The following is a 20,208-nucleotide window of genomic DNA, read 5'->3' on the forward strand; positions in this document are numbered from 1 at the left end:
AATCATAAGCTTTAAGAAACAAGCCTTGGTAAACTATATGTTTTCCTGCATAAAGATAGACGAATTTTTGCAGAATAATCCTTACGAAGAACTTTCCCGGGCATGTAGCTTTTCAGCATCTGGAAAACATCCGGAATAAGAATAATTGGAGGTGCTTAAATTGAAGAGATGGCTTGGTTATATAGCCGCTGTTTCAATGCTGGCAGGCTGTGCTGCGAACAGCCAATCAGCAGATGACGGCAGCCGGAATCTGGTGAATGTTAAGAACAGCACCATAACGAATAACAGCAGGGAATCAGAACAGGAGATCTCAAGGCATCTTGTAGATCTGGCAGAAAGGGTGCCAAATGTCAAAGATGCGGCGGCTGTGGTTTTCGCAGGATATGCCATTGTAGGGATTGATGTGGATAAAGATATAGACAGATCTGAAGTGGGCTCCATTAAATATTCTGTTACAGAAAGCCTGCGCAACGACCCTCATGGGGCAAGGGCGCTTGTAGTAGCAGACCCCGACTTGAATGCGAGGATCCGGGAAGTCGGCCAGGATATACAAAACGGGCGTCCCATCCAGGGCATACTGAATGAACTCGCAGATATCACGGGAAGGATTATGCCTGAAGTTCCCGGGGACATCACTGAGCCCCAGCCGAAGGATGCGACCGAGGAGCCAAAAAACAAGCTCAATTCATCAGAACGTTCTGAGCTGGAGGATAAGCAGCAAAAGCAATCGAATTACCATAAAGATTAAAGTTATATGAATCAGCACAAAAAAAGCTTAGTCCCGCGACTAAGCTTTTTTCATGGCCTCCATCACCTGCTGATCGAGCCTTTCTGCTGCTTTTTTATCATATGTTTTGTCATATTGGGGATCAGCTGTCATTTTAGATCCATAAAACATAACATCCCTTACCTCACTGATCTTCAGTTCTGCAAGTGCCAGCTTGAGGGGGACAGATTCCATTTTTTCCAGCTTCACTGCCGCTTCTCCCTGGATGGAGTATGTAGATTCGTTGGCAATGATATTGATGACTACATGCCTGTTATGTTTAATATTTTCAATAATCCTCGATCTGCTGTCAATAGCAAAGCAGATTGTTTCTTCATCCTTTGCCAGGACCCATGATATAGCATTCACGTTCGGCCCGCCTGTTTCATGGTCCACTGTTGCGAGAGTAACAAACCGCTCCTGCTGAAGCTCATCGAATAAGGGCTTGATCAGCCTCGGCTCAACTTGATTTGCCATTACTTTCCCCTCCTCTTAGTCCTATAATAGTATGACTTTCCCCAACTTTCAAGAACCCGTTCCCAGATGCTCTGCCCCCGGTGCAATCTAATTCGAAACTCTTGCCAAACTGTACTATAATATAAATAAGCAATATAGATAAGCAGCTTTTCTGACGGGCTGTCCCTTCGGCTGAAAAATAGGCAGAGGGCCGGCCGCGAGGACCAGTGCTGCTTCAGACTTCTGATCATTCAACTACATTAATAAATCGGGGTGTCATTATGAGAGTAAAATGTGTGCTTTGCGATAAGATAGAATCGATTGAAAATGAATCATTTCAGGCAAAACGCCTGCGTAACCGGCCAATCCATACGTATATGTGCAAGCCGTGCGAAGAAAGAATAACGGAAAAAACCAACCAAAGGGCCGCCACAGGCAACTTTAAGCTTTACCGGAGCCGCACGGAAGAAGAGGAATGGTAAAAACCGCCCTTGCCTCCGGGGCTGGAGCAGGCTTTTTTTTGGGATTATTCCTGAAGGCCGCTGAAACATTGACCGGCAAGAAAGTGTATGTGCTGCTTCTGAATATCGATTTTATTCCCGTGCTGGGGGATATTCGCTGGAGCGAGGCATCTGAATTCTTTTTCCATCTCCTATTTTCGCTGCTGTTAAGCTTTTGCCTGCTGCTTATTCTGCAGGCCGGAAAATGGCTGACACTGCGGGGATGCTTTTTATGGTCGTTTGCCATCACTTTTCCTGCCCTCCTGCTCTATTTTCCACTCTCCCTTCTGGCAGAGCGGCAGGTACCGCTCCCGGGTGATATGATGGCATTCGGTTTGTGGACAGCAGGCCATATTCTCTACAGCATAGTCCTCGCCAGCTTCTTTTGGCTGGGAATCAGAAAAACCCGCTTGCCCTGATGGGGGAAGCGGGTTTTTCTTATAATGGGAAGTTCGGATATTTCTCCGGCTCTTCATTGATTTGGTCCAGCATGACATCGATCAGCTCAGCCGGAAAACGGAAGCTTCTTCTTTCATTTTCATCTGTAAAAAAGACAGTATAAAAATCCGCTTCTTTAACAGCCTCAATCTCTGAAAGCTTTAAGTCCTCAGTCAGAATAGCTTTGAACATTTCTTCCGTTTCTGCAGCTGCAGTATCCTCCGGCCGTGCATCGCAAACAACCTTGATTGTAAGCCAATTATAGATTGAATCCTGCAGAGATTTCATCATAACGACCTGCCTCCCCGGCTGCTACATGCCTGCTTCCTGTTTTTTTTGCTGGTGCAGCCTGATTTTATAGATGATCAGGATAAGGGCGGCAACCACCAGGCCCTCCCCAATTGGGAGAAAGACTCCCAAAAAGGTCAGGACCGTGCAGCCCAGGATTAAAAACAAATAAATGACAGCCGACTTTGCCAGCGGGAGCTTTTTGGCAAATCCGAGCTTGAATACGACTACACATAAAAGAATGATGGTTATATAGAGCATCCACATTCCTAATTCAGGATTCTCGTCCACTTTATATAACGCGGCGAAAAAAGACAGGCGTTCAGCAATCATATTGCTCTCCTCCTTTTTAAGTCTTTAGTTCGTTTCTGCGTATTTCTTCTTTTTAGCGATCCGTTCACGTTCGTTCTTATCCAGGATTTTCTTGCGCAGGCGGATGGATTCCGGAGTCACTTCGCAATACTCATCATCATTCAGGTACTCAAGCGCTTCTTCAAGCGTCATGATGCGCGGCTTTTTCATAGTAGCCGTCTGGTCTTTATTGGCAGAACGTATATTGGTAGCCTGTTTTACTTTTGTGATATTGACGGTGATGTCATTCTCACGAGTATGTTCTCCAACAATCATGCCTTCATAGATTTCTGTTCCGGCTTCCAGGAAGATGATTCCTCTGTCTTCAACCTGCATGATTCCATAAGTAGAAGCTTTTCCGCTTTCCATGGACACAAGAACACCCTGGCGCCTTCCGCCAACCTGGCCCTGTGCCATTGGCTGATAGCTGTCAAAGGAATGGTTGATGATTCCATATCCGCGGGTAAGCGTCAGGAATTCAGTTGTATATCCGATCAGGCCGCGAGCAGGAACGTTAAAGATCAGGCGGACCTGGCCGCTGCCGTTATTAATCATATCAAGCATTTCGCCTTTTCGGGCACCGATTGATTCCATGATTGAACCAGTATGCTCCTCAGGAACATCGATCTGCACGCGCTCAACAGGCTCACATCTTACGCCGTCGATTACTTTTACAATGACCTCCGGCTTTGACACTTGAAGCTCATAGCCTTCACGTCTCATATTTTCAATCAGGATGGAAAGGTGAAGCTCACCGCGTCCTGACACAACCCAAGCATCAGGTGACTCTGTGTTCTCAACGCGAAGACTTACATCTGTCTGAAGCTGGGCACGAAGCCTTTCTTCAATTTTACGCGATGTAACGAACTTGCCTTCTCTTCCTGCAAATGGACTGTTATTGACCAGGAATGTCATCTGCAGTGTAGGCTCGTCGATACGGAGGACAGGAAGAGCTTCCTGATGCTCAACAGGTGTAACGGTTTCCCCTACATTGATATCTTCCATTCCGGAAACGGCAATCAGGTCGCCTGCCTTCGCTTCCTGAATTTCCTGGCGCTTCAGCCCGAAGAAGCCAAAAATTTTGCTTACACGGAATTGTTTTACACTTCCATCAAGCTTCATGAGTGCAACCTGCTGGCCGACCTGCATGGTTCCGCGGAAAACACGGCCAATCCCGATTCTTCCGACATAGTCGTTATAGTCAAGAAGGGCAACCTGGAATTGAAGATGCTCTTCACTATTGTCAACTGGTGCAGGAATATGATCGACAATCGCATCATAAAGGGACTGCATGTTCTCATCCTGCTTTTCAGGATCTGTACTTGCTGTTCCATTGATGGCAGATGCATAAATAACAGGGAACTCAAGCTGTTCTTCATTGGCATCAAGCTCGATGAACAGGTCAAGGACTTCGTCAATGACTTCGGCAGGACGCGCAAAGTCACGGTCAATTTTGTTAACAACAACAATTGGCGTCAGATTCTGTTCAAGCGCTTTTTTCAATACAAAGCGCGTCTGCGGCATACAGCCTTCGTATGCGTCGACAACAAGCAGAACACCATCAACCATTTTCATGATACGCTCAACCTCGCCGCCAAAGTCAGCGTGGCCCGGAGTATCAAGGATATTGATTCTTGTATCTTTGTACTGGATGGCTGTATTTTTAGCCAGGATGGTAATTCCGCGCTCTCTTTCAAGGTCATTGGAATCCATCGCACGTTCTTCCACATGCTCATTAGTCCGGAAAGTTCCTGACTGTTTCAGCAGCTGGTCAACAAGTGTCGTTTTTCCGTGGTCAACGTGGGCAATAATCGCGATATTGCGAAGATCTTCTCTGATTTTCAAAAAATTCACTCCTAGCTATATTCTAAGCTAATTTATTTTAAAGCTTTATAAACAATCACAACTAAAACATTATACCATAATGACAGTGGTAAACTAAAAGTTTTTTGTGTAAAATAAATTTTAAAGAAAAGAACACATATCTACACTATACCTAAAGACTGGGCTTGATATACATTTTCCATGCTTCAATTCTGGACTTGCTTATGATTTTAAGTGAATCTTCAGGTGCCTGGTCCCGGTTAAACTTTAGGGAGGGGGATTTTTTTGAAAAACATTAAGTGGCCTTTATTATTCTTTGCCGTGGCAGCAGCAGCCTGCATCATGGGTGTCGGCATATCGATTGCCGAGAAAAGTATATTCGGGGTAATTGCCTGTATTGCAGCCCTTGTGCTTGTAATGGGCTTCGGATTTAAAACCAAGAAGAAAATGCGCGAAAACGGATTATTATAACTATAGAACCAGCGAAGAAGCCGGCCCATTGGGGGTCCGGCTTCTTTTTATAGTCTGTTGCTGTTCATGGCTGAAGAGGCTTCAGCAAAAGGAGGTGCTCTTTGCCTCCTTCATCTTTTTCGGATTTATACTGCTCAAAGCCGCTTTTCGAAAGAAACTCCAGCCAGCCGGATTCACTTGCTGGAACAGCGGCAAATACCGCCTTATTCTCTGCAGCCAATTCTTCCCCTAGTGTCAAGAGAATCCCGCAGCCAAGGCCTGTCCCTCTTCTGTCCGGATGAACAAGGATAGTCCCGAGCCAAGGCTTCCGGTTAGAAGGTGCCCTTCTTACATGGAAGGTAACACCCGCCCTTTCACCATCCTTCTCCCACACTCTCCATTCTCCATCAAGTTCTGAATACACCTCTATGTATTCCTCAATGCCCCTCCCCTGTGTCTCATGCACAAGCCATTCTCCTGAATGGTCAGCCAAATATTGAAAAAAAGCATAGTCTACTGCTGAAAGGCTCCTTGAGGTGATCTTACCAGCTGCCATTTTGCAAATAGTCCCTGAGGATCTTTTCATGCAGGCCAGGCTTGCAGATGAAAACTGAGCTTTGCTCTAACAGGTTCAGATCTTCCCCTTTCAGGGTAGTCGCTTTGCCTCCCAATTCGGTTATAAGGATATTCCCTCCAGCAAAGTCCCACGGGGCCAGTCTCAGTGATATATATGCATCGATGCGGCCTGTTGCAACATAAGCCATTTCAATAGCAGCAGATCCGTATGAACGGGTGCCTCTAACATCCCTGACAAGCGGGGCCAGCAGACTTGGGTCGATCCTTTTGTTTTCAGTGACCCAGGTAGCATTCAGCCCTATGATAGCATCCTGGACACTTGCTTCTTTCAGGCTCGGTATTTGCATATCGTCCAGATAGGCGCCTTTACCCTGGAAAGCATGATAAAGCTCATCATGGGCCACATCGTAAATAAGGCCGATCTTTCCAACCCCATCTTCATATATCCCGATCGATATGGCGAAATTCCTTTGCTGATGAACAAAATTCATTGTTCCATCAATTGGGTCGATAATCCAGACAACTCCATCCAGATCCTCTATTTTGTCCCCAAATCCTTCTTCGCCAAAAATGCGGTGTTCAGGATATGTTTCATTGATTTTGCTGATAAAAAACTGCTCGGTCGCCTGGTCGATGTCAGTCACAAGATCATTCCGGTTGGATTTCGTTTCAATAGTCAGCGTTTTTTGGAAAGAATCCTTAATCCGTCTTCCGGCTTCTTTTACCCATTCTTTTGCTTTTTCATCAATATGATCCCAGTTCGTCATTTCTCTTTCCTCCGTAAAGGCCGGGCTCCAGCTGCCAGCGCCCTGCGCCCGGCCATATATTAATGATAAGATTATCGGAAATGCAGGAACTTCTCAAGCATAGCGTCCCCCCGCCTCACTCTATTAAGCAATATCCTTCTTTTTTCCCTTCAGAAAAAATAATAAACGGACTCCAGCCATGTTACCGGGAGCCCGTTTTTATTTTCTATAGAAGTTTTCAACTGACCATTCTGACATTTTTTCTCCTTTTTAATGAACCTTTATATATATTTAAATAAATGCTAGAGCCTTTCTCTCACAGCGCTTTCAGCCTAACCAGCTCTTCACGTATCTTTTCGAGCTTTTGTTTTGTTCTTTTTTTGACATTCTCATTATTGTCGCCCATTGCTTCGAAAAGTGTCGCCAATTCATAATCCATTTCAAGCCTCAGTACGGCGGTTCTTTCCTTTTCACCGGCTTTTTTCTTTACAGAATTCATTAATTGTTTCATGATCTTGCACCCCTTCCGGTTTTGGTTGAATTTTCAGATATCTTTTTTTATTATAATATGAAGTCCTCAAAGCAGTTGCAACAAAATTGTGCTGATACCCATTGCCTGTAAATAAGAGGTCAGAAGCTGTTCATTTCCCCTTTTTCCTGCGCTGTGCTACAATGTTGCCAAAATCAGCAGGAGGTTATACATATGCCATTCAGCGGCTTTTCCAATGCAGACTTTGATGTTTTTAAAATAGATGGACTAGAAGAAAGAATGGATAGCTTGAAAGAAAATATCCGTCCAAAGCTTGAGGAGCTGGGCAGCTATTTTGCGCCGGGCTTATCAGCTCTTACTGGAGATGAAATGCATCCCCATGTTGCCAAGCATGCCAGAAGGACAATCAATCCGCCAAATGATACCTGGGTTGCCTTTGCGGCTAATCCAAGAGGATATAAAATGCTCCCCCATTTTCAGATCGGATTATGGGAAAGCCATGTGTTCATTTGGTTTGCCACCATTTACGAAGCACCCAATAAAAAGGAATTCGGGGCTGCATTAAAGAAAAACTTAAGCGAAATCTACAGCAGCATCCCCGGCAGCTATGTATGGTCAGGAGATCACACAAAGCCTGGCGCCGTTTCTCACAGTTCCCTTGATAAGTCAGAACTTGAGGCCATGTTCGACCGCCTCGAAAACGTTAAAAAGGCGGAAATCCTCTGCGGTGTCAACATACCGCGTGAAGAAGCCATCAAGCTCAGCGCTGAGGAATTCCTGCAGAAAGCTGATTCTGTATTTAAAAATCTATTACCCCTATACAAAATGGCATAAACGGGTCCAGACGCCCAAACTGCCAAAAGAACCTGCATCAGATCGATGCAGGTTCTTTTGTTTACTTCATTTTTACTTTGTCCCCGGCTTTTGCCTCTTTGGCTGCTTTTACGGAACGGTATGGCGAATACCCGCTCGTTTCTTCAAATTCGCTGCAGACTGTCTTTTCCTGGGCCTTGCCTGGTACAATTTCTTTAAAACGGCGGTACGAATCCATAAGGATTTCCCTGTCGACCCCTTTTTCATAAGCGGCTTCAACGCTCTCAAAGAACTTTATCACGTCTACAATTTCTTCTGTCGACCAATCCGGGTCGATTGGATATTGATATTCCAAAGATGTTCACTCCTCTTCAAGCATCTTAGCTGATTTTAACCAGTCCAAGAAAATTTTGCAATTCTTGTCCTAGTCTGCCCATGAGCGCCGGATATCTTCTGCTTCTTTAATAATCCTGCTGACCAGATCGCCAGCTGAAGGAATATCCTTAATCATGCCCATTACCTGCCCTGCCCAGGCAAATCCTTCAGTTTCAGAGCCGTCATGGATATAGCGCTTGTTTGCCTGCCCGCCTATATAATCCTTCAGTTCTTCATAACTGCCATTATTCTTTTCAATTTCCAATATTCTGTCTGCCCATGAGTTGGCAATGACCCTCGCAGGAGCCCCGAGCGAACGTTTAATGACAATGGTGTCATTTTCCGATCCCCCGACCAGTCTTTCTTTATACAGCTTTGAAGCATGCACACACTCTTCTGTAGCCACAAATCTTGTGCCCATTTCAATTCCTTCCGCACCAAGGCTCAAGGCAGCCATCAAGCCCCTGCCGTCGCCGATCCCGCCAGAGGCGATCACTGGAATCGACACAGCATCTGAAACCTGGGGAACAAGCACCATTGTCCCGGTATCTGTCCTTCCAAGATGCCCTCCCCCCTCCTGGCCGACAACCATCACAGCATCCGCGCCGAGTTCTTCTGCTTTAACAGCCTGCCTTCTTGCCGCCACAAGCACAAGCTTCCTGACATCAGTTCCCTTCAGCCTCTCAAAAATCGGAGCCGGATTCCCGCCCGTCATGGAAATGACCGGGACACCCTCCTGAAGCGCTGCTTCCAGGAACCCCTCGAATGGCCTGCCATGCTGCCCGATGGCAAAATTAACGCCAAAAGGCTTTTCCGTTATCGTTTTGACCTTTCTGATTTCCGTTTTGAGCTCCTCCGGCGAAGGCAGCGACATGGCTGTTATTTGTCCCAGTCCGCCTGCATTGGAAACCGCTCCTGCAAGCTCAGAGTACGCAAGATGCGCGAGGCCTCCTTGAATGATCGGGTACTGTATATCCAATAATTCCGTTACTCTAGTCTGCCATTTCATCTTTGTCTCCCCTTTTCCTTCTCAATTCTCCTTCAAATACTTCGGGACAGCAGCTGAAAATTCCTTTTTTAACAGGCGGGAAACCGGAAATCCACTGTATGGGCGCAGGGGCGAATAGTCAAGAGTATTTCATCGAATGCTACAGAAAAGGGATATATTCAGCCGCTCTGCAAATTTGCCTGCCAATGCCGGCTAGAATCGCTTTGCATCCATATGCTTTAATGCTATAATTCATTTGTTTTATAAGTATATTAACGACAATGATTAAAGAGGTGTGGGAATAGTTGCTACAATCTGAAACACCGTTATTCAGCGGTTTACTGGCACATGCAAAAAAGAACCCTATTCAATTTCATATACCCGGACATAAAAAAGGGGCGGGAATTGACCCGGAGTTCCGTGAATTTATCGGAGATAATGCCCTGTCAATCGATTTGATTAACATCGGCCCCCTTGATGATCTCCATCAGCCGAAAGGAATCATCAAACAGGCGCAGGACCTGGCTGCAGAAGCATTTGGTGCAGATCATACATTCTTTTCAGTTCAGGGAACCAGCGGAGCAATCATGACGATGGTCATGGCAGTCTGCGGGCCTGGGGACAAAATTATCGTACCAAGAAATGTTCATAAATCTGTGATGTCAGCCATTGTCTTCTCAGGTGCGACCCCTATTTTCATTCACCCGGAGGTTGATGAAAAGCTCGGAATTTCACATGGAATCACTACAGATTCAGTGGAGAAGGCACTTAGCCAGCATCCCGACGCTAAAGGTGTGCTGGTTATCAATCCTACCTATTTTGGAATATCAGCAAACCTGAAGGAGATTGTTGAGATCGCTCATTCCTATGAGGTGCCTGTCCTTGTGGATGAAGCACATGGTGTTCATATTCATTTCCATGAAGACCTGCCGATGTCTGCGATGCAGGCTGGCGCCGATATGGCCGCTACCAGTGTCCATAAACTGGGCGGATCAATGACGCAAAGTTCAATCCTGAATGTTAAAGGAAATCTTGTTTCCCCTAAGCGCGTTCAGTCGATCCTAAGCATGCTGACAACGACCTCTACCTCCTATCTGCTGCTTGCGTCTCTTGATGTTGCAAGAAGAAGACTTGCTACAGAGGGGAAAGAGCTGATTGAGCGGACAATAGACCTGGCACAGTATATGAGGAAAGAAATCAATGAGGTTGACCGCCTCTACTGTGTCGGTGACGAGATTCTTGAAACCAAGGCGGCTTATGATTATGATCCGACCAAATTGATTATCTCTGTGAAAGAGTTAAATGTAACAGGATATGATGTAGAAAAATGGCTCCGCGAGAAGTTTAATATCGAGGTCGAACTATCAGATTTATATAATATCCTCTGCATCATTACTCCAGGAGATACCAAACAAGAGGCAGATGCCCTGCTTGCGGCACTCAGGGAATTATCTGCGGGCGGCCTTCAAGAAACTGAACACAAGGATGCAAAAGTGATGCTGCCTAATATACCGGTGCTTTCGTTAACGCCACGGGATGCTTTTTATGCAGAAACTGAGCTTGTCCCTTTTGACGAATCTGAAGGGCGCATCATTGCAGAATTCATCATGGTCTACCCTCCAGGAATCCCAATCTTCATTCCAGGGGAAATCATCACGAAGGATAATCTTGTCTATATTAAAACAAATATGGAGGCAGGACTGCCTGTCCAGGGACCTGAGGACTACGATTTCAAATTCCTGCGTGTGATTAAAGAGCATAAAGCGATCAGGTAAGAATATGGAACAAAAGCGCAAGCGCCTTGATCCACCCCTTAAGGAACGCAGACTAAAAACGCCACGTCCTGCTGCAACGTCTGCATGACCCCCATCCTGGGGGGCCTCAAGACGAACCTCCCGGAAAGGCGTTCTTTGCCTTTTTGGGAGGTTTGGCTTGTGACCTCGGCGCAGCTGCTGGACGTGGATCAAGAATTGATAATAATCCACAAGGATTACTAATTATAAATTCCTAAACAGTAAAAAAGAAAGCATGCAATTTTTGCATGCTTTCTTCTATAAAATCATTTTTAATGCTGATTCTAATTGCTTTTCTCTTTTTGTCCGCCTTTTCTGCAATTGCATTTCGCATACAGAACCGTTACCTTTTCATCTTCAAAGTGATCGATTGTTGAATTGCAATCCTGACATACTATTGTGCCCATCTGTTCAATCCCCTTTTCGCTGAATTTGGTTTTGAAAGCGTTTTATTTATTCTAAATCTATAATATTATAACATTATTAAAATATCAAGCCTAAATTGTATGACACATTTTGCGGGTTATCATTTATTTTTCATTCTTTTTTTCCAGGGAGGAAGGATCATTCTCTTTTAAAAACTTCTATAAGGTTACAGCAGCCCGCAAGAATGGTAAAATTAAATCTAAATATTCTGTTTCTAAAGGAGGTTTCTTCATGTCGAGCAGCGCTTACATAAAACTGGTCAAAACATCAAGCCAGGAAACGATTACAATTCAGGAGGTAAAAGATTTACTGGAATATTATAAAGCTATAACCGCAAAAACCGGCGATCAGGTTGATTGGGGTTACAGCAAAGCAGCCTTTCCTTATGAAATAAAGGAATATACACAAGGAGACGGAAAACGGCTTTGGCTGCAATCTTTGGATGACCGTTATAATACGATACTGATAGGAGTAGGAACAGAAATGATACAAGATGCTGACAGCACAGAGCGGATCCAATCCTATATACAGCTTACCCTGCCGGAAAATGCAGCAATGGGCGACAAAAGCAAAGCGAATGAATTCTGTAAATTTTTAGCTAAGAAACTCCAGGCTGAACTGCAGCTGTTCAACGGAAGAATTATGTACTTTAACGGGCGAAAATAATAAGGTATGATAATATAGATTCGTTGAAATAAGTTTCAGGTATTAAGGAGTTGTCAGCTTGAAGAAAAGAGTCCTAATCATCATAATAGTCAGTCTGGCTTTTACACTGGTGTCCCCTTTCATCTTTGACGCAAGGCTGGAAGACAAGCCGGATTCATTAACACAGAATCTTCTATTCGGGGGCCCTTTCCCTTTTGCCGAGCAGACCAGCTATCTGCCAGAGCAGGAGGATGCATATCCGGTGGTTATACAATTTGAATCTCCCCTGGAAAAAGAAACGAATTACAAGCTTACGCCCCTCGTGTTGACAGAGCTGAGCTATTTTCTTTTCTTTTTCGCAGTCACAACTATAATAGCTAGATTATTTAAAGGGAATGTTAGAAGGTAAGAAGAAAGAGCGGCACTCGATGCCGCTCTTTTTCTGGTTTATAAAGCTGTTTGGATCCTGTCAGGATCCACAATTTCATACCCTTTTGCCTGAAGGCCCTTTACAATCCCCTCCAGTGCTGCATTCGTCCAATCTCTGTCATGCATAAGCAGATTGGCTCCGTCGGTCAGATATGGGGAATTGACCATAATGTCCGTCAAGGCCTCTTTGTTTTGATAGTCCTTTTCCCAATCGTATCCATATGTCCAGTTCATGAGCTCCATTCCTTCCGCTGCAGCAGCCTCCCTGCTTGCATCGGTATTGATCCCAAAAGGAGCCCTGAAAAATCGAGGCTTTTCCCCGATGATTTCTTCTACACGTTTATTTAATTTCAATACCTCTTCCTTTTGCTGTGCCGGGGTAATTTCCTTTAGATTACTGTGGCTGTATGTATGGTTCCCGATTGGAAAACCCAGATTATGTATCTCTTTCAATTTTTCTTCTTCCTCCGGGGTATCCAGAAAATGCCCGTTAACGAAAAATATGGCGCTGACACCCAGCTGATGCAATGTTTTAGCCATCTCTACGGCATGTTTATCAGGCGCATCATCAATGGTAAGGAGGACCACTTTTTTGTTCGCATCTGCCAGCGGCTCAATAGTCCAATTATTTTCATTAATGCGGTATAAAGGCTCTTTATCCTCCGTTTCAGCCGGCTGTTCCTCCTTGGATCCGGTCTCCTCTATATCAGAACCGCTTGCCTCTCCGCTTTCAACGGCTTCTTCCGCATCGCTGCTTCCCTGCTCTTTAGCCGTTTCCACGGCATTTTTCGTCTCTTCTCCCTTATCTTTGCCTGCTTCTCCGCCTGCACCGCACGCAGAAAGCAGCATGGCAGACAGCACCAAGGCGGCAGTTTTTTTATACATCATTACCCCTCCAATAAGCGTTATGCTTTTTATTATACTTATAAAATGTTAGTATAGAAAATGGTTTGTAACTGGTAGAGACAATCGAAATAACTCCCCCTTTTTATCCGTAATGTATTTCTATCTGCTGTTTTCCCTAAACCACTGTTTCCACACCATACTATTTTCTAAACATAAAACTGCAGCCTATTTATCAGCAATGGCTGAGCCTGCACATATGTACGATTTGATTTGGAGGGATTGGATGAAGAAACTGACACCAGTTTTTTGGGTATCAGTTATCGTAACTGTATTATTTATTATCTGGGGGCTTATTCCAAAAAGGATATTGCCCAATGCAAATTTAGACGTTGTTACACAAAATGTTCAAGGATTCATCCTTGAGAAATTTGGCTGGTTTTATATGCTGTCAGCCTCGATCTTTTTAATTTTTGCTATTGTACTTATTTTCACAAAGTATGGAAACATTCGTTTAGGGAAAGATAATGAGCAGCCCGAATTCGGTTATTTAACCTGGTTTGCGATGCTGTTCAGTGCAGGAATGGGGATAGGCCTTGTATTCTGGGGAGCTGCAGAGCCTATGTATCATTATTTCGATCCGCCATTCGGCGACGGAGAAACGCCGGATTCTGCCAGAACAGCCATGAGATATTCCTTTTTCCACTGGGGACTCCACCCTTGGGCCATCTATGCAGTGATAGCCCTTGCTTTGGCTTACTTTCAGTTCAGGAAAGGGGCTCCAGGGGTCATCAGCTCCATTCTCCGTCCCATCTTAGGGGACAAAGTTGACGGAATGCTTGGTGTACTAATCAATTTCATCGCAGTATTTGCAACTGTCTTCGGTGTAGCCACTTCACTGGGACTGGGTGCCATTCAAATAAGCGGCGGCCTGTCACATGTGTTCAGCGGCGTCAGCAACGGCATCGGGACACAGATGATCATTATAGCCGCTGTCACGGTTTTATTTATGCTTTCGGCCCAGACAGGGCTTAATAAAGGCATTAAATACTTGAGCAATCTTAATATCATCCTGGCCATTCTTCTGCTGCTATTCATGCTGTTTGTAGGGCCTACCAATTTTATTATGGATCTATTCACCACTACTATCGGTTCTTACTTGCAGAACCTGCCATCCATGAGCTTCAGGCTCAGCCCGTTTGATCAGGAACTGACATGGTTCCAGGATTGGACCATTTTCTATTGGGCCTGGTGGATTGCATGGGCTCCATTTGTGGGAACCTTCATTGCACGGATTTCAAAAGGCAGGACCATCAGGGAGTTTGTCATCGGTGTCCTTGCTGTACCAACATTATTCGGTGCGCTTTGGTTTTCAGTATTTGGAGGAACCGGTATTTTCCTCGAATTCTTTGAAAATACGCCAATCATGGATACGATGACCGAGAATGGCATGGAGATCGCTTTATTTGCTGTCTTTGAGCACTTCCCGTTATCAATGGTGCTGTCCTTGCTTGCCATCTTCCTTATCAGCACCTTCTTCATCACTTCAGCGGACTCGGCAACCTTCGTGCTTGGCATGCAAACGACGAACGGAAGCCTGAACCCGCCAAATAAAGTTAAATTTGTATGGGGCATTATCCAATCTGCTTCTGCAGCCATACTTCTGTGGACAGGCGGCCTTGAAGCATTGCAGCGTGCGTCTATTATTGCCGCCCTGCCATTTACAGTTATTATGCTCCTGATTGTAGTTTCACTGATGAAAGCCTTAAAAGAAGAAAATGTGAGCGATACAAAAGAAAAACAGCAAAAATCTGCATAATAGAAAAGCTTCGGGATGATTTATCCCGAAGCTTTTTTGGTTGGTGTATTTTTATTTTTATATAGCATTGTTATCCTGCTGCGTTTGTGATTTTTTCAAAAGTGAGGCTACAGGTGATCTGCTGGGACCGCTATTTTCCTATTTCCTAAGAATAGTGATTCTAGCTCACCCGACTGGAACCGCTATTTTTTCTATTTCCTAAGAATAGTGGTTCTAGCTCAACTGGCTGGGACCGCTATTTTTTCTTTTCCCAATAATAGTGGTTCTAGCTCAACTGGCTGGGACCGCTATCCCTTCTTTTCCCGAGAATAGTGGTTCTAGCTCAACTGGCTGGGACCGCTATTTTTTCTTTTTTCCTAAGAATAGTGGTCCTAGCTGCCCATGCTGCCATCACCTTATATCTTCAAATGGCCTAGAAAGGAAAGTCTGCAGGCTGCCTTATAAATTCCGTTCAACTACCACCAGGTACTCTCAATAATGAATAAATGCCAGAGCCGCCTGAAAGGAACCATACAGCCCCAAAGACAGCATAGTGACCATAAAAGTTCTCTTCGGTGATTTTATGATGAAATTACCCAAAATAACAGCAAGATAGAAAAATACAAAAAACATGAGAACATTATAAACTGGATGGTCATGCTTAGAAAGCCACTCCAAAAAAGTATAGCCGCTCCATATAATCAGCTGGATCATGATCACCGAATAAGTCTTCATATAAACACCGCCAATTGCAATATATATTCCCTTCATATGTTTGCTTGTAATCCAGGCTTATATGTATTATATGTACCACTCCGGCCGGGTATTTTTCAATTTTGTAACAATTGGGTGACAAGCGGAGATATTACTATTTATTATGTTAAAATATGGGCTATTATGACGAAATTATTTACAGCTTTTAACACATTAAGAGAAGAAAAGGTGAGCATAAATGAAGAGTTTCCGTTTTTTGCTGTTAGCTTCTTTTATGATATTGACCGTTTCCTGCAGCAAGACGAAAGCTGCTGATGATTTAATGCTTGATAGCTCGCAAAAGCAGGTGATTTTCTTTACAGATGAATCTGACTATCAAAATGAAGCACCATATTATGATGCAATCATAGAATTGAAAAAGGAATTTCCGGATGAAATGAAGAAAATGAAAGTCATAACGGCTGCCAAGGCGAAAAAGTATTATAGTACATTCGAACTTAAAGGATGCCCGGCCATTTTAGTTTTGCACCAGAACAGGATTACAGCAAAAGTGAATGGCGATGCATCAAAAGACAAAATCATTGAACCGCTGTCTAAAGCACTTAGGACCGGCACATAAAAAAGACCTTCCCTCTTTTGTGAGGAAAGGTCTTTCTCTTTATAAGTCCTGCATGCAGTCACAAATTATTTAATGATGTGAATTGGGCTTCCAAGTGCAACTTCAGCTGCTTCCATAGTGATCTCGCCAAGTGTTGGGTGAGCATGGATAGTCATAGCCAAGTCTTCAGCAGTCATGCCTGCTTCAATGGCAAGGCCAAGTTCAGCAATCATGTCAGATGCATTTGCACCAGCAATTTGCGCACCGATGACAAGGTCATCTTCTTTGCGTGTGATCAGCTTCACGAAACCGTCAGTGCTGTTTAAAGCAAGGGCACGGCCATTTGCTGCAAATGGGAATTTGGCAGCATTGACTGCAATTCCTTCTTCTTTAGCCTGCTGCTCAGTGTAACCCACTGAAGCCAGTTCAGGATCAGAGAATACAACCGCAGGGATTCCAAGATAGTCGATCTCAGAATTGTGGCCAGCGATTGCTTCAGCTGCGATTTTACCTTCATAAGAAGCTTTGTGAGCCAATGGAGGTCCTTCAACAATGTCACCGATAGCATAGATGTTGCTTACGCTTGTACGGCACTGCTTGTCGATCTTGATGATGCCGCGGTCTGACATTTCAACGCCGGCCTGCTCAAGGCCAAGCTCGTCAGTATTTGGACGGCGTCCAACCATAACGAAGACATAATCAGCTTCAACAGATTTTTCTTCGCCTTTTACTTCATACTTGACTGTTACACCGCTGTCAGTTTCTTCAACACCTTTTGCAAGTGCATTAGTGATGATGTTAGCGCCTTTTTTCTTCAGGTTCTTTTTAACCAATGAAGACATTTGCTTTTCAAATCCGTTCAGGATCTCATCAGTTCCTTCAAGGATGGTCACTTCAGTACCGAAGTTAGCGTAAGCTCCGCCAAGCTCGGTTCCGATGTAGCCGCCGCCGATGACAACGATCTTCTCAGGAACTTCTTCAAGAGCCAGTGCGCCTGTTGAATCAAGCACGCGCTTTGAATATTTGAATGCAGGCAGTTCGATTGGGCGTGAACCTGTCGCAACGATTGCATTCTTGAAAGTGTAAGTCTGGGAAGACTTCTCATCCATTACTTTCAGAGTATTTGCATCAACGAAGAAAGCTTCTCCGCGTGCGATCTCTACCTTGTTTCCTTTAAGAAGGCCTTCAACACCGCCAGTAAGCTTCTTGACAACTCCGGCTTTCCATTCCTGTACCTTTGTGAAATCTACTTTCACATTTTCCGCTGAAATGCCCATTTCTTCTGAATGCTTAGCATGTTCATAGCGGTGTCCAGCTGAAATCAAAGCCTTTGAAGGGATACAGCCGACATTCAGGCAGACGCCTCCAAGAGTTCCTCTTTCAACGATTGTTACTTTTTGTCCAAGCTGTGCTGCGCGGATAGCGGCAACATAGCCTCCAGGACCTGCACCGATTACTATAGTATCTGTTTCAATAGGGAAATCTCCAACTACCATTTAATTACGCCTCCATTAACAATAGTTCTGGATCGTTGAGTAAACGCTTGATGTGGTTTAATGCATTTTGTGCTGTTGCGCCATCGATGATTCTGTGGTCAAAGCTTAAAGAAAGTGCAAGAACTGGTGCTGCAACGATTTCTCCATCTTTCACTACAGGCTTTTCAGCGATGCGGCCAATTCCCAGGATCGCTACTTCAGGATGATTGATGACAGGTGTAAACCATTGTCCGCCCGCAGAGCCGATATTGGTAATTGTGCAAGAAGCGCCTTTCATTTCATCCGCAGCAAGCTTGCCGTCACGGGCCTTGGTTGCCAGGCTGTTGATTTCATCAGAGATAGCAAATGTAGATTTGCGGTCAGCATCCTTCACGACAGGAACAAGCAGGCCTTTCTCTGTATCAGCAGCAATTCCAATGTTGTAGTAATGCTTGTGGATGATTTCGCCAGCAGCATCGTCAATTGACGTGTTGAGCGCCGGGAATTCACGCAATGCACTAGTCAATGCCTTTACCACATAAGGCAGGAATGTAAGCTTGATGCCTTTGTTTGCTGCAACTTCCTTGAATTTCTTACGGTGTGCTACCAGTTTTGTTACATCGATTTCATCCATTAATGTAACATGCGGTGCAGTCTGCTTGGAGTTAACCATAGCTTTTGCAATCGCTTTGCGGATTCCGCTCATTTTCTCGCGGGTTTCCGGATATTGGCCTTGAGGAGCTGCTGCTGCCGCTGGTGCTGCTGCTTCTTCCTTAGCTGCCTCTGCCTGTGGTGCTTCCTGAGCAGGAGCTTGAGAGCCTCCGTTCAAGAATGATTCAATATCTTCCTTCAGCACACGTCCGTTTTTACCGCTGCCTGCTACCTGGCGGATATCAACGCCTTTGTCGCGTGCAAACTTGCGCACTGATGGCATAGCGATAATTCTGCGGTCAGGATCAACATCGGGCTGGGAAATAACTGTGCCTTTACCGGCGTCTTCCTGTCCAGGAGCTTCTTCCTTCTTCACATCCTGGCCAGCTTCCATTGTTGATTGAACCTGTGCTTCCGTTTTTTCTGCCGGCGCTTCATCACCGTGTTCACCTTTAAATTGTAAATCCTCATACCCCGGTGCGTCAAAAGATACGAGCACTTGTCCAACAGTAGCAACTGTTCCTTCGCTGATGTGGACCTCTTCAACAGTCCCTTCAACTGGGGATGGAATTTCTACTACTGATTTATCGTTTTGCACTTCGCACAATACGTCATCTTCTTGAACTTTATCGCCTGGTTTAATAAACCATTTTACGATTTCACCTTCGTGGATACCTTCACCGATATCAGGTAATCTGAATTGGAATGACAATGGGTTCACCTTCCTGTTAGTAAATTGAGTGATGATGCAGGAAAGGGAGAAAAAACTTCCCTCTCCCATTAAAAAATTGATCTATTAGAAAGTAAGTACTTTTTTAGCTGTTTCCAGTACATCTTTGTAGTTTGGCAGCCAGATTGTTTCTGCTTGAGAGAAAGCATAGACAGTATCAGGTGCTGCTACGCGGAGAACTGGAGCTTCCAGGCTGAGAATCGCTCTTTCATTGATTTCAGCAACAACCTGAGCAGCTACGCCTGCCTGCTTCTGTGCTTCCTGGACCACAATGGCACGGCCTGTTTTCTCTACAGAGGCAATGATTGTTTCAAGGTCCAGCGGTGCGATTGTACGAAGGTCTACTACTTCTACTGAATAGCCTTCTTTTTCAAGTTCTTCTGCTGCTTTTAATGATTCATGAACCATTGCTCCGTATGTGATGATGGAAAGGTCTGAACCTTCACGCTTCACATCAGCCTTGCCAAGAGGAATTGTGTATTCTTCTTCAGGCACCTCTTCACGGAATGCACGGTATAGCTTAAGATGCTCAAGGAAAATAACCGGATCGTTGTCACGGATAGATGAAATCAGAAGTCCTTTTGCATCGTAAGGAGTTGAAGGCACAACCACCTTTAGACCTGGTGATTGAGTCATCAGCCCTTCAAGGCTGTCAGAGTGAAGTTCCGGAGTATGCACTCCGCCCCCGAAAGGAGAACGCACAGTGACAGGAGAATGGTATCTGCCGCCTGAACGGTAGCGCATACGCGCCATTTGGCCGGCGATTGAGTCCATTACTTCGAACACAAATCCGAAGAATTGGATTTCCGGCACTGGACGGAAGCCCTGAAGGCCAAGACCAATTGCTAAACCGCCAATTCCAGATTCAGCAAGTGGAGTATCGAATACGCGGTCTTCGCCGAACTCTTTCTGAAGACCTTCCGTAGCACGGAATACACCGCCGTTAACGCCTACGTCTTCACCGAACACAAGTACGTTCGGATCATTGCGCATTTCTGTGCGCAACGCATCGGTGATTGCCTGGATCATTGTCATTTGCGCCATC

At 44.9% G+C, this 20,208-nt stretch carries 25 protein-coding genes; 10 read left to right on the forward strand and 15 right to left on the reverse strand.

Annotated elements, in window-relative coordinates:
• Positions 1 to 160: 160 nt before the first annotated feature.
• Positions 161 to 748, forward strand: a complete 588-nt coding sequence (locus tag CYJ37_RS16450; protein ID WP_022543679.1) for a YhcN/YlaJ family sporulation lipoprotein — start codon at positions 161 to 163, stop codon at positions 746 to 748.
• Between the two features lie 39 nt (positions 749 to 787).
• Here CYJ37_RS16450 and CYJ37_RS16455 read toward each other — a convergent pair whose 3' ends face one another.
• Entirely contained in the window at positions 788 to 1,243 is a 456-nt protein-coding gene (locus tag CYJ37_RS16455) for a pyridoxamine 5'-phosphate oxidase family protein (protein ID WP_009791117.1), read from the reverse strand.
• A gap of 260 nt (positions 1,244 to 1,503) precedes the next feature.
• Here CYJ37_RS16455 and CYJ37_RS16460 point away from each other — a divergent pair, with 260 nt between their 5' ends.
• A complete protein-coding gene (locus CYJ37_RS16460; protein ID WP_009791115.1) occupies positions 1,504 to 1,704 on the forward strand; it encodes a YlaI family protein in 201 nt (66 codons plus the stop codon).
• Entirely contained in the window at positions 1,698 to 2,141 is a 444-nt protein-coding gene (locus CYJ37_RS16465) for a hypothetical protein (RefSeq protein WP_101550699.1), read from the forward strand. The genes CYJ37_RS16460 and CYJ37_RS16465 overlap by 7 nt, the downstream gene beginning before the upstream one ends.
• A gap of 19 nt (positions 2,142 to 2,160) precedes the next feature.
• Here the strand turns inward: CYJ37_RS16465 and CYJ37_RS16470 are convergent, their stop codons facing one another.
• The 3 genes from CYJ37_RS16470 to typA are packed head-to-tail and all read right to left on the reverse strand — an operon-like array spanning position 2,161 to position 4,644.
• Positions 2,161 to 2,448, reverse strand: coding sequence for a hypothetical protein (locus tag CYJ37_RS16470; RefSeq protein WP_094768896.1), 288 nt, complete (start codon positions 2,446 to 2,448; stop codon positions 2,161 to 2,163).
• A 24-nt stretch (positions 2,449 to 2,472) separates the two neighbouring features.
• On the reverse strand, positions 2,473 to 2,781 hold the full coding sequence (locus CYJ37_RS16475; protein WP_009791112.1) for a YlaH-like family protein: 309 nt from the start codon (positions 2,779 to 2,781) through the stop codon (positions 2,473 to 2,475).
• Positions 2,782 to 2,805: 24 nt separating this feature from the next.
• Positions 2,806 to 4,644, reverse strand: coding sequence for a translational GTPase TypA (gene typA, locus CYJ37_RS16480; RefSeq protein ID WP_009791111.1), 1,839 nt, complete (start codon positions 4,642 to 4,644; stop codon positions 2,806 to 2,808).
• A gap of 264 nt (positions 4,645 to 4,908) precedes the next feature.
• Between typA and CYJ37_RS16485 the strand changes: the two genes are divergently transcribed.
• A complete protein-coding gene (locus CYJ37_RS16485; RefSeq protein WP_009791110.1) occupies positions 4,909 to 5,094 on the forward strand; it encodes a YlaF family protein in 186 nt (61 codons plus the stop codon).
• 64 nt (positions 5,095 to 5,158) lie between these two features.
• Here CYJ37_RS16485 and CYJ37_RS16490 read toward each other — a convergent pair whose 3' ends face one another.
• The 3 genes from CYJ37_RS16490 to CYJ37_RS16500 form a co-directional block, all read right to left on the reverse strand.
• Entirely contained in the window at positions 5,159 to 5,629 is a 471-nt protein-coding gene (locus tag CYJ37_RS16490; RefSeq protein ID WP_009791109.1) for a GNAT family N-acetyltransferase, read from the reverse strand.
• Positions 5,616 to 6,416, reverse strand: coding sequence for an inositol monophosphatase family protein (locus tag CYJ37_RS16495; protein ID WP_101550701.1), 801 nt, complete (start codon positions 6,414 to 6,416; stop codon positions 5,616 to 5,618). Before CYJ37_RS16495 ends, CYJ37_RS16490 begins: the two co-directional genes overlap by 14 nt.
• A gap of 295 nt (positions 6,417 to 6,711) precedes the next feature.
• A complete protein-coding gene (locus CYJ37_RS16500; protein ID WP_009791107.1) occupies positions 6,712 to 6,906 on the reverse strand; it encodes a hypothetical protein in 195 nt (64 codons plus the stop codon).
• Positions 6,907 to 7,098: 192 nt separating this feature from the next.
• On the opposite strand from CYJ37_RS16500, the gene CYJ37_RS16505 reads away from it, so the two are divergent.
• Entirely contained in the window at positions 7,099 to 7,719 is a 621-nt protein-coding gene (locus CYJ37_RS16505) for a YktB family protein (protein WP_009791106.1), read from the forward strand.
• Positions 7,720 to 7,780: 61 nt separating this feature from the next.
• Here CYJ37_RS16505 and CYJ37_RS16510 read toward each other — a convergent pair whose 3' ends face one another.
• Positions 7,781 to 8,053: a UPF0223 family protein gene (locus tag CYJ37_RS16510; RefSeq protein ID WP_009791105.1), complete on the reverse strand. Its 273-nt coding sequence runs from the start codon at positions 8,051 to 8,053 to the stop codon at positions 7,781 to 7,783.
• Between the two features lie 69 nt (positions 8,054 to 8,122).
• Positions 8,123 to 9,082 (reverse strand): NAD(P)H-dependent flavin oxidoreductase, encoded by a 960-nt coding sequence (locus tag CYJ37_RS16515; RefSeq protein ID WP_101550703.1) that lies wholly within the window; start codon positions 9,080 to 9,082, stop codon positions 8,123 to 8,125.
• Between the two features lie 284 nt (positions 9,083 to 9,366).
• Here CYJ37_RS16515 and CYJ37_RS16520 point away from each other — a divergent pair, with 284 nt between their 5' ends.
• Complete coding sequence (locus CYJ37_RS16520) at positions 9,367 to 10,836, forward strand: aminotransferase class I/II-fold pyridoxal phosphate-dependent enzyme (RefSeq protein WP_101550704.1); 1,470 nt, start codon at positions 9,367 to 9,369, stop codon at positions 10,834 to 10,836.
• A 302-nt stretch (positions 10,837 to 11,138) separates the two neighbouring features.
• On the opposite strand, the gene CYJ37_RS16525 is transcribed toward CYJ37_RS16520, so the two are convergent.
• Entirely contained in the window at positions 11,139 to 11,261 is a 123-nt protein-coding gene (locus CYJ37_RS16525; protein ID WP_083783061.1) for a GapA-binding peptide SR1P, read from the reverse strand.
• A 250-nt stretch (positions 11,262 to 11,511) separates the two neighbouring features.
• Here CYJ37_RS16525 and CYJ37_RS16530 point away from each other — a divergent pair, with 250 nt between their 5' ends.
• Together CYJ37_RS16530 and CYJ37_RS16535 are read left to right on the forward strand one after the other, a co-directional pair.
• Positions 11,512 to 11,946, forward strand: coding sequence for a DUF1885 family protein (locus CYJ37_RS16530; protein ID WP_101550705.1), 435 nt, complete (start codon positions 11,512 to 11,514; stop codon positions 11,944 to 11,946).
• 58 nt (positions 11,947 to 12,004) lie between these two features.
• Positions 12,005 to 12,334 carry a hypothetical protein gene (locus tag CYJ37_RS16535; protein ID WP_009791099.1) on the forward strand — a complete coding sequence of 110 codons (330 nt, stop codon included), beginning with the start codon at positions 12,005 to 12,007 and terminating at the stop codon, positions 12,332 to 12,334.
• Positions 12,335 to 12,372: 38 nt separating this feature from the next.
• Here the strand turns inward: CYJ37_RS16535 and CYJ37_RS16540 are convergent, their stop codons facing one another.
• The gene (locus CYJ37_RS16540; protein ID WP_101550706.1) at positions 12,373 to 13,242 is read right to left on the reverse strand and encodes a polysaccharide deacetylase family protein; all 870 of its coding nucleotides are present in this window, start codon (positions 13,240 to 13,242) and stop codon (positions 12,373 to 12,375) included.
• A 241-nt stretch (positions 13,243 to 13,483) separates the two neighbouring features.
• Here CYJ37_RS16540 and CYJ37_RS16545 point away from each other — a divergent pair, with 241 nt between their 5' ends.
• Positions 13,484 to 15,016, forward strand: a complete 1,533-nt coding sequence (locus tag CYJ37_RS16545; RefSeq protein ID WP_094768877.1) for a glycine betaine uptake BCCT transporter — start codon at positions 13,484 to 13,486, stop codon at positions 15,014 to 15,016.
• A 471-nt stretch (positions 15,017 to 15,487) separates the two neighbouring features.
• Here the strand turns inward: CYJ37_RS16545 and CYJ37_RS16550 are convergent, their stop codons facing one another.
• Complete coding sequence (locus tag CYJ37_RS16550; protein WP_094768895.1) at positions 15,488 to 15,730, reverse strand: hypothetical protein; 243 nt, start codon at positions 15,728 to 15,730, stop codon at positions 15,488 to 15,490.
• Between the two features lie 217 nt (positions 15,731 to 15,947).
• On the opposite strand from CYJ37_RS16550, the gene CYJ37_RS16555 reads away from it, so the two are divergent.
• Entirely contained in the window at positions 15,948 to 16,328 is a 381-nt protein-coding gene (locus CYJ37_RS16555; RefSeq protein ID WP_022543673.1) for a hypothetical protein, read from the forward strand.
• Between the two features lie 65 nt (positions 16,329 to 16,393).
• On the opposite strand, the gene lpdA is transcribed toward CYJ37_RS16555, so the two are convergent.
• The 3 genes from lpdA to CYJ37_RS16570 all read right to left on the reverse strand — a co-directional run bounded on the left by lpdA (position 16,394) and on the right by CYJ37_RS16570 (position 20,207).
• Positions 16,394 to 17,803 carry a dihydrolipoyl dehydrogenase gene (gene lpdA / locus CYJ37_RS16560; protein ID WP_009791093.1) on the reverse strand — a complete coding sequence of 470 codons (1,410 nt, stop codon included), beginning with the start codon at positions 17,801 to 17,803 and terminating at the stop codon, positions 16,394 to 16,396.
• Between the two features lie 4 nt (positions 17,804 to 17,807).
• On the reverse strand, positions 17,808 to 19,145 hold the full coding sequence (locus CYJ37_RS16565) for a dihydrolipoamide acetyltransferase family protein (protein WP_009791092.1): 1,338 nt from the start codon (positions 19,143 to 19,145) through the stop codon (positions 17,808 to 17,810).
• An 84-nt stretch (positions 19,146 to 19,229) separates the two neighbouring features.
• Entirely contained in the window at positions 19,230 to 20,207 is a 978-nt protein-coding gene (locus tag CYJ37_RS16570) for an alpha-ketoacid dehydrogenase subunit beta (RefSeq protein WP_009791091.1), read from the reverse strand.
• Between the last annotated feature and the right edge of the window lies 1 nt (position 20,208).

This window comes from Bacillus sp. UMB0728, assembly GCF_002858875.1.
Classification (GTDB): domain Bacteria; phylum Bacillota; class Bacilli; order Bacillales; family Cytobacillaceae; genus Bacillus_AB; species Bacillus_AB infantis.